This is a genomic window from Hyphomonas sp. UBA4494, assembly GCF_002388935.1.
Taxonomy (GTDB): Bacteria; Pseudomonadota; Alphaproteobacteria; order Caulobacterales; family Hyphomonadaceae; genus Hyphomonas.
The window spans coordinates 152,155-160,077 of sequence record NZ_DGNK01000017.1 but is presented as its reverse complement, the minus strand read 5'-3'; the positions used below and the strand labels follow the sequence as shown (position 1 = coordinate 160,077).

Genomic DNA, 7,923 nt, shown 5'->3' with positions numbered 1-7,923 from the left:
TCCTGCTGCTGGACGAGCCGACAAACAATCTCGATACGGACGGGCGGCACGCCATAGCCAATCTACTCGCCCAGTGGCGCGGCGGGGCGCTCATTGCCAGCCATGACAGAAAATTGCTGGAACACATGGACCGGATTGTGGAACTCTCGCCTGTAGGCGTCACGGTGTTCGGTGGCGGGTGGAGCGACTTCCGCGAAGCCCGCGACGCGGCGCGCGCACAGGCCGAAGCTGATCTCGCCAGATCCCAGACCGCCCTGCGTCGCACACAGGCAGACGCCCAGCGCGCAAAGGAAAAACAGGACCGGCGCGACAAGGCGGGCCGCACCGCCCGCGCAAAGGGTGATGCCCCCAAGATGCTGCTCGACAAGCGGCAGGAACGCGCCGAGGCCACCGCCGCACGGGGCGGCNNAAAGCGCTGCCGCACTGGAAGCCGCCCGCGCAAAGGTGGAGATCACGGCCCCGATCACAATGGACCTGCCGCACGTCCACCTGCCCCGGTCAAAGGACATCCTGCGCGTGACCGAGGCCGTCGCCGCCTTCGGCAACCGCCGCCTGTTCGGGCCGCTCAGCTTTGACATCAGAGGGCCGGAGCGGATCGCCATTGCCGGCCAGAATGGCGCCGGCAAGTCGACCTTGATGCGCATGATCCTTGGCGAAATCGCCCCCGCTTCCGGCACGGTCGAGATGCTGACGCCCCGCATCGCCCGGCTCGACCAGCATGTCAGCCTGCTGCCCTCGGGCGGCTAGATTCTCGAGGCCATCCGCGCCGTCCAGCCGCACCTGACCAAGAATGAAACCCATGCCGCCCTCGCCCGCTTCGCCTTCCGAAATGAGGCTGCCCACCAGTCCGTGGCGACGCTCAGCGGCGGCGAACGCCTGCGCGCGGGCCTCGCCGCCATCTTTGCCGCGCCAGAGCCCCCCGAACTCCTCCTGCTGGACGAGCCGACCAACCATCTCGACATGGCCACGATCGAAACCCTAGAAGCCGCCCTCAACGCCTATTCCGGCGCCCTCCTCGTCATCAGCCATGACCCAGCCTTCCTCACAGCCATCGGGATCACGCGCACAATTGCGCTCCCCTGACGCAGGGCAATCGCTGGACGGGCCTGCATGGCCGCCTTAAGTCTGGCCCTCAGGAGGATTACGTCACATGCATCAGATCGCGCCGATGAGTGAAGATCAGGCCGCCATCAAGGCCGCCGTCGAAAAAACGCTCGAACCCTTTGGGGATGATTACTGGGCGAAGACGGACGAGACCGGCGACTGGCCGGAGGAATTCTGTGATGCCATGGCCGCGGGCGGCTGGCTCGGCATTGCCTTCCCGGAGGAATATGGCGGCGCGGGCCTCGGCCTGACCGAAGCGGCGCTGATGATGCAGACCGTCACGCGCACCGGCGCGGGCTATTCCGGCGCCTCGGCCATCCATCTCAACATTTTCGGGCCGAAGCCCCTGGAGCGCTTCGGCAATCCGGAACAGAAGCGCGAAAACCTGCCCAAGATCATCTCTGGCGAGGAGAAGATGTGCTTTGCCGTGACCGAGCCGAATTCCGGCCTCGACACGTCCAGCCTCGAAACCAAGGCCGAGCGCACCAATACCGGCTACACGATCAATGGCCGCAAGATCTGGACGACTGGCGCCCAGCGCGCCGACAAGATCCTGATCATCGCGCGCACCACGCCCAAGGACCAGTGCGCCAAGCCGTATCTCGGCCTCTCCCTGTTCTACACAGACCTCGACCCGAACAAGATCGAGCGCCAGCCGATCCCGAAAATGGGCCGCAAGGCGGTCGAGTGCAACATGCTCTATATTGATGGGCTCGAAGTGCCGAAAGACCACCTGATCGGCGAAGAAGGCGAAGGCTTCAAATACCTGCTTCAGGGCCTGAACCCCGAGCGTGTCCTGTTCGCCGTCGAATCCATCGGCCTCGGCTTTTCCGCGCTGGAGCGGGCCGCAACTTATGCGAAAGAGCGCGTCGTCTTTGGCCGTCCGATTGGCCAGAATCAGGGCATCCAGCATCCGCTGGCAAAATCCTGGGCCGAACTCTCCGCCGCCGAACTGCTCGCCTACAAGGCGGCAGGACTCTACGATGCCGGGCAGGATTGCGGCGCCGAGGCCAATTCCGCGAAATACCTTGGCACCGAAGCTGGCTTCCGCGCCTGCGAGACCGCCGTGCTGACTCATGGCGGCATGGGCTACGCGAAAGAATACCATGTCGAGCGCATGATGCGCGAAGCCATGCTCGCCCGCATCGCCCCGGTCAGCCGCGAAATGATCCTCAACTTCATCGCCGAACGCGTGCTGGGCCTGCCGAAGAGTTATTAGTTGATCTGGAACCGGCGGCGAATAGCCAGGCCGGACAGGAAGACGAGGATGATCGCCGAGAGTGACTGGAAACTGGCCAGCAGGCGCAGGGTCAGGGGCGTACCGCCCTTATAGGTGCGCGGCTCGAACGCCTCGCCGAGCTGCGCCTTGCAGGTCTCGTTGCCGAGCTCTGTCAGCGGGTCCAGCATCTGTCCGATGGCGGAGCAGGCCTCCGGCGCGTCCCACGGCCCGAACGGGAAGACTCGCCCGAAGGAGAAGTTCAGCGCTTCGCCGAAGCGGACCCAATTTGGCGTGTGCACGAACCAATCGCCCATCTGCAGATAAAGGGTCGCAAACACGAATACGCCCCCCAGCAACCAGCCAATCGGCAGCACAACCGAATTGCCATAATTCGAGCCCCAGCCATAGATATGCGACAGCACACGTTCCCAGATCGGAATGCCTGATTTCTGTCGCCAGAAGGCCATCAGCTCAAGGAGCGAATATTTCGGGCGACGCCGCCTGCGCCGCGCAATCAGTTCCAGCCGGTGAAACCGCCCTTCTTCCGGCCGGTCGCGCCGGTCTTCGTTGAACAGTTTCAGCGTCCGGTAACAATCCTCCAGCGCGCGGAAATATTCGATCCGGTCTTCAACCGGCCCCTCGGCAAACGCCCGCGCCTGCTCTTTTCGCCAGGATTGGAAGGCGGGCAAGCTCCGGGCGTCTTCGGCGGGGCATTCATAGAGCGCAGACCATCTCGCAACATCGTGTTCATACCACTTTTTCCTCAAATCCGGCGTACCCTCTTCCGGTGGCTTCGGTTTCTCCGGGGTGGCCCGTTTCAGATTAGCCAACCCCTTTATCAACGCATCCGGCACGGGCAGGCACGCATCGCGTGTCTTTCCGCGCTCCAGCGCGGTTTCAACATGCGTCCTCCCAAAATTGATGCCGCGATGCAGCACGCTGCCATGCAATTTGAACAGGTGAAAAAAGTGCGTATCGTGAAAATCTGAATCGTCCGTATGGGACCCATTCAAGATATCGCGATTGGAAAAATCAACCGGGCCGAGGAACACAGCCTCTTTCGCGATGAAGCGCCTGACAGATCGCCGCGTAATGGAGAGCGGCGACGGCGCCCCTGTGAGCTGTCCTGTCAGTTCCATACCCTCCGCAACCGATTGGGACTTGAGAGAAACAGCCTGATCGACCGGCTCGCTTTTCAGACTGCGCCCCTCCCCACTGAATCGGGCTGCGTTGAAAAAGGCAGCGCTTTCGAAGTCAGCGTATCCCGAGAAGGCGGCGCTATTGAAGTTGGCGTATCCCGAGCAGGCGGCGCTATTGAAGACGGCGATTCCCGAGAAGGCAGCGCTTTCGAAGTCAGCGTTTCCCGAAAAGGCAGCGCTATGGAAGGTGGCGTTTCCCGAAAAGGCAGCGCTATGGAAGGTGGCGTATCCCGAGAAGGCGGCGCTTTGGAAGACGGCGTATCCCGAGAAGGCGGCGCTATTGAAGTCGGCGTATCCCGGGAAGGCGGCGCTTTCGAAGTCAGCGTCTCCTGAGAAGGCGGCGCTATGGAAGGTGGCGTATCCCGAGAAGGCGGCGCTTTCGAAGGTGGCGTTTCCCGAGAAGGCGGCGCTGCGGAAGTCGGCGCCTCTCGAGAAGGCGGCATTAGAGGCATGCAGGGATATGGGAATCCTGTCATCATCGGAACGGGTTTGGTGGGACAATTCTCTCAGATCAAAACCGTCGAGCACGACGCCCGACCATTGCAGCCGATGATCTGCGCCGATCAGCTCCCCCCAAGGCTGGAACTCCGTCTCCACGATCGGCTTGTCCAGTTCAGCGCTCAGTATCTCATCCAAAGACTCCAGAAACGCCGCATCCTTCGCGCCTTTCAGCGTCTCGCTGCCATCCCGGAAGTGCAGCGGCAGATGCACGCGCGTGAAGCGTCGCCCGGTTTGCGGGCATTGGAATTCCGGCCGCTCAATATCGGCGTCCAGGCCTGCGCGCCGCCAATAATCCTGCAGCGTGGCTCGGCGGCCCTCAACGCCCTCGCCCTTGGGAACCGGCACGCCATCCGCAGGCACGACCCATCCCTGCCAGGGCTTCTCGGCCAACCCATCCCAGGAAAAATCTACTTCCCACCACTCATCCCACCAGTCCTGGGAAATTGCCATCTGCGCCGCCTCACCCCTTGTGTGTTCAACCCACGGTATGCGCGTTGCCAGATTTGTAAACTGGCCTCCTCTCCCACACTTTTCGGGTCGCATCCTGTTGGAAACATTGGACAAGGAAAAACTTTATCCGCCCCCTGCCCATTCGGGCTTATACTGGCGCACATGGACACGCTGTTTGCCCCAATCACCGCTCGCTTGCCAGCACATCTGGAACCCTACCGGTTCTGGATCTGGCTGCAGACGGTCGCCCTGCGCCTGTATGTGCGGGCGCTGAAGGGCCGGGGCGTTCCGTTCATGACGGTCATCGACCATCGCGGCACCGTGTATCTTCAATGGATCGGCGACGCGCCGCATGAGCGCGAACCGGACCCGCTGGCTTTCACATGGTCAAAGGCTTTCCGCCTGGCAATTGGCGAACTGAAGTCCGCTCATCCGGGCGAACACCGGAACCGTGTGCGACTTGATGCGGGCGAACCAAGCTGCCAGATGCCGTTCAGCCAGAACTACGCCCTGCCTGGTCCGGACCCCTGACCGCACCACCTTTCACGAAAATTCAAACTCCCCCGAAGCGCCCTCACAGGCGTCGCACCTGCTGGCGCGGCCAGCCTACAGGTCGTCGGCCTTGGTCATGTGCTGGAAGAATTCTTCCTTGCTGTTGGTACGCGGATAAGGCTCGGCGGGCACGGGCACGCCGAGGAAGGCGCAGAGCGGTTCCCAGCCATCCTTGGCCGAATGGACCAGAAGGCGCTCGGCGGGAATGGTGGCCTTCACCTTGGCTTCGTGCGCGTTGAATGCGGCGATCAGGCTGTCTTTGTCTTTCGCGCCGTCAAAGCTGCGCTCGAGCACCTTTGTCACCATCTTGAACCATTCGGTGGCTTGCGGCGGCCAGGTGTCCGGCGCCCAGACGGTGGCCAAAATGGTCTCGGATATGCTGCTGTACCAGCTCTCGGCGGAACGCGTCGAAAGGATGATCTTCGCGTCCGGATAGGCCTCGGCCGTCTCCTGCCAGAAGGCTGCGGTTGGCCAGTCCACGGCGGAATTGTACCCGTCATAAATGGCGCCGAAGTCTGGTGTGCCTGCGAGCGCAGCATTCCAGAGCGGAACCTGTGCCTCGCCATTCTCGATGACCTCGATCATGTGATGGCACGGCCCGAAGCCAAGTTGCTCGAGCGCCAGTTTGAGCGACATCGTGCCTGTGCGCCCGAAACCGGCGCTGATAACGGATAGTGTCATTGAATTTGTTCCCTTCACAGCCTTTCAGGCGTCCCTGCTGTTTCCATAGCATGACCATGAGGCGGGCGGTAACAAGAAATTTGCCCTGTAGGGCGAGGTCGATCAGGCGACCACCTGGGTCGGGACCGACAGCATGGATCCCATGCCGTCGAACTTCAGCTCGCCGGTCAGGTAAGGCAGCATCTTCTCGGCCATCAGGGGCTTGGTGAAGATATAGCCTTGGACCAGATGGCACCCGGCCGAGCGCACATGGTCCAGTTCCTCGCGGGTCTCCACGCCTTCCGCCACACAGGCAATCGACAGCGACCGGCAGAGGCGGCTGATCGTCCGGACAAGGCCAAAGCTTTTCTGATTGTGGTCGATTGACGAAATGAAGCTTCGATCGATCTTCACAATGTCGAATTCCAATTCCTGCAAGTACCGCAGGGACGAGAAGCCCGTGCCGAAATCATCCAGCGCGATCTTCACACCCAGTTCCCGGAATTTCAGCAGGTTGTTGTGAACCTCGGTGAAATCCGTCAGCAAAGAGGATTCGGTCACCTCAATCGAAATGCGCTGGCGCAGGCTCGGCGGCTGGCGGATCAGCATCGAGGCAAGCAGATCCGTACACTGCCGGCTGTTCACATCCTGCGCAGACAGGTTCACGGCAATACGTGCCGTTTCCGGCCAAACCTTCAACTGGGCAATCACCTTGCGGAAGACTGCCAGAGTCATTTCCTGGGTCATGCCGGCTTTCTCGGCAATCGGAACGAACTCTCCCGGCGGCACCATACCAATTTCCGGACTGTCCCAGCGCGCCAGTGCCTCGCAACGCCGAATGGCCCCATCGCGTGTGTCGATGATCGGCTGGAAAACCAGATGAATCTCCTTGTCGAGATCCGCATTCTTGAAGGCTTGATGCACAAGCACTTCGCGGCGTTTGCTGGCGGCATGATGAGACGAAAACTCGACCACGGGGCCGGACGTCGCCTCCTTGGCGCGGAACAGGGCAAAATCTGCCTGCTCAAGCAGGTCTTTTGCCGAGGCGACATCAAAGCTGCGCGAAGACATGCCGACCGAGGCCGATACGCGGCTGATATCTCCACTCGGCAGGACAACCGGGTGACTGATCGAAGCGACCAGTTCCAGCGAGAACTTCATGGCTTCATCGCGCGATGTGTTCCACGGCAGGACGTACGCGAACTCATCCCCGCCAAGGCGCGCGACCGAACCACCATAGCGGGCCGCCGCTGCCTTCATGCGGTTTGCTGTTTCCACCAGCATGGCATCGCCTGCCGAATGTCCGAACACGTCATTCAGGGGCTTGAAGCCGTCCAGGTCGACCAGTCCGACAATCGGCAGTTCCCCATTCGGGCTGCGCTCGAAGAAAAGGTTTATCTGCTCGAAGAAGCGGCGGCGGTTCGGCAGGCCGGTCAGGGTATCTGACAAGGCCAGGAAGCGATTGGATTCCGCCAGGCCCGAAGCCCGCTCATTCTCAGAAACCAGCTCGTTGTGCAGCATCACCGATTCCGCGATGCGCTGCTTGTAAGTCAGGGACACTTTCAGGAATGCCGCATACGACACCGCCATCGGCACGGCCATATAGCCATAGTAAAACGGATCATGGCGCACGAAGAGAAAGCAGAATATCAGCAACGTCCCCGACAAGCCAGCTGCCACAATACGCGGGCGCGGCATTGAGCACATCATGCCAACCGGGCCGATCAGGCCGGTAAACAGAGCCAATTGCGCTTCCTGCCGACCAATCGCGTAGGGCCACAATAGAGCAATCCAGCCTCCGATGACCGCAAAGATGATCAGCGAGCCAATTTCTATCACCACGAAATCACGCTGGGCGCGCAGGGGATCTGTGAATTCAGCCTGTGAATCGCGCCAGTGATTGATCCGCAGTATACTCCCTACGATGAACAGGCATGGCAGGCCGAGTGTCAGGTATAACGGCGCATGGTTCAGGAAGCTCATCCCAAGTGACAGCGACGCGACACACAACATCGCATAAAGAGCGGACAAATTCTTTGCAGTCGCGCGCATTTGCTCCATAACGACCGCTTCTTCGAGCGTTCGCGCGTTCTGGAGCATTGTACGGTAATGCTTGATGTCGGATATACTTCGCATATCAGCCTGTTCTGTTCTGCGGTAACCAATAGCGACAGTTCCATAAAGCCCGGTTTAGTGGGGAAATGATTCCACTACTTTCCATTAACCATGTCTTCATTC

6 protein-coding genes and 1 pseudogene are annotated in these 7,923 nt (G+C 60.8%); 4 read left to right on the top strand and 3 right to left on the bottom strand.

Annotated elements, in window-relative coordinates:
- Window positions 1-342: 342 nt before the first annotated feature.
- The 3 genes and pseudogenes from B2P82_RS06910 to B2P82_RS06905 form a co-directional block, all read left to right on the top strand.
- A pseudogene (locus tag B2P82_RS06910) lies at window positions 343-891 on the top strand (ATP-binding cassette domain-containing protein); the annotation flags it as partial.
- The gene (locus tag B2P82_RS17040) at window positions 877-1,083 is read left to right on the top strand and encodes an AAA family ATPase (protein ID WP_414652018.1); all 207 of its coding nucleotides are present in this window, start codon (window positions 877-879) and stop codon (window positions 1,081-1,083) included. The pseudogene B2P82_RS06910 and the gene B2P82_RS17040, both read left to right, overlap by 15 nt.
- Before the next feature lie 67 nt (window positions 1,084-1,150).
- Window positions 1,151-2,323, top strand: coding sequence for an acyl-CoA dehydrogenase family protein (locus B2P82_RS06905; RefSeq protein WP_156947782.1), 1,173 nt, complete (start codon window positions 1,151-1,153; stop codon window positions 2,321-2,323).
- On the opposite strand, the gene B2P82_RS06900 is transcribed toward B2P82_RS06905, so the two are convergent.
- Window positions 2,320-4,473, bottom strand: coding sequence for a pentapeptide repeat-containing protein (locus B2P82_RS06900; protein ID WP_290496014.1), 2,154 nt, complete (start codon window positions 4,471-4,473; stop codon window positions 2,320-2,322). The two genes, B2P82_RS06905 and B2P82_RS06900, sit on opposite strands and share 4 nt — an antisense overlap.
- A 162-nt stretch (window positions 4,474-4,635) precedes the next feature.
- Between B2P82_RS06900 and B2P82_RS06895 the strand changes: the two genes are divergently transcribed.
- Window positions 4,636-5,004 carry a hypothetical protein gene (locus tag B2P82_RS06895; RefSeq protein ID WP_290496012.1) on the top strand — a complete coding sequence of 123 codons (369 nt, stop codon included), beginning with the start codon at window positions 4,636-4,638 and terminating at the stop codon, window positions 5,002-5,004.
- Window positions 5,005-5,079: 75 nt separating this feature from the next.
- Here the strand turns inward: B2P82_RS06895 and B2P82_RS06890 are convergent, their stop codons facing one another.
- The gene (locus B2P82_RS06890) at window positions 5,080-5,706 is read right to left on the bottom strand and encodes a sulfotransferase family protein (RefSeq protein WP_290496010.1); all 627 of its coding nucleotides are present in this window, start codon (window positions 5,704-5,706) and stop codon (window positions 5,080-5,082) included.
- 102 nt (window positions 5,707-5,808) lie between these two features.
- Complete coding sequence (locus tag B2P82_RS06885; protein ID WP_290496008.1) at window positions 5,809-7,821, bottom strand: putative bifunctional diguanylate cyclase/phosphodiesterase; 2,013 nt, start codon at window positions 7,819-7,821, stop codon at window positions 5,809-5,811.
- Window positions 7,822-7,923: the final 102 nt, after the last annotated feature.

Bases quoted from the DNA above. Each gene is read 5' to 3' on its own strand.
- B2P82_RS06895 (WP_290496012.1), top strand. From the start codon at position 4,636: ATGGACACGCTGTTTGCCCCAATCACCGCTCGCTTGCCAGCACATCTG.
- B2P82_RS06905 (WP_156947782.1), top strand. From the start codon at position 1,151: ATGCATCAGATCGCGCCGATGAGTGAAGATCAGGCCGCCATCAAGGCC.
- B2P82_RS06900 (WP_290496014.1), bottom strand. From the start codon at position 4,473: ATGGCAATTTCCCAGGACTGGTGGGATGAGTGGTGGGAAGTAGATTTT.
- B2P82_RS06885 (WP_290496008.1), bottom strand. From the start codon at position 7,821: ATGCGAAGTATATCCGACATCAAGCATTACCGTACAATGCTCCAGAAC.
- B2P82_RS06890 (WP_290496010.1), bottom strand. From the start codon at position 5,706: ATGACACTATCCGTTATCAGCGCCGGTTTCGGGCGCACAGGCACGATG.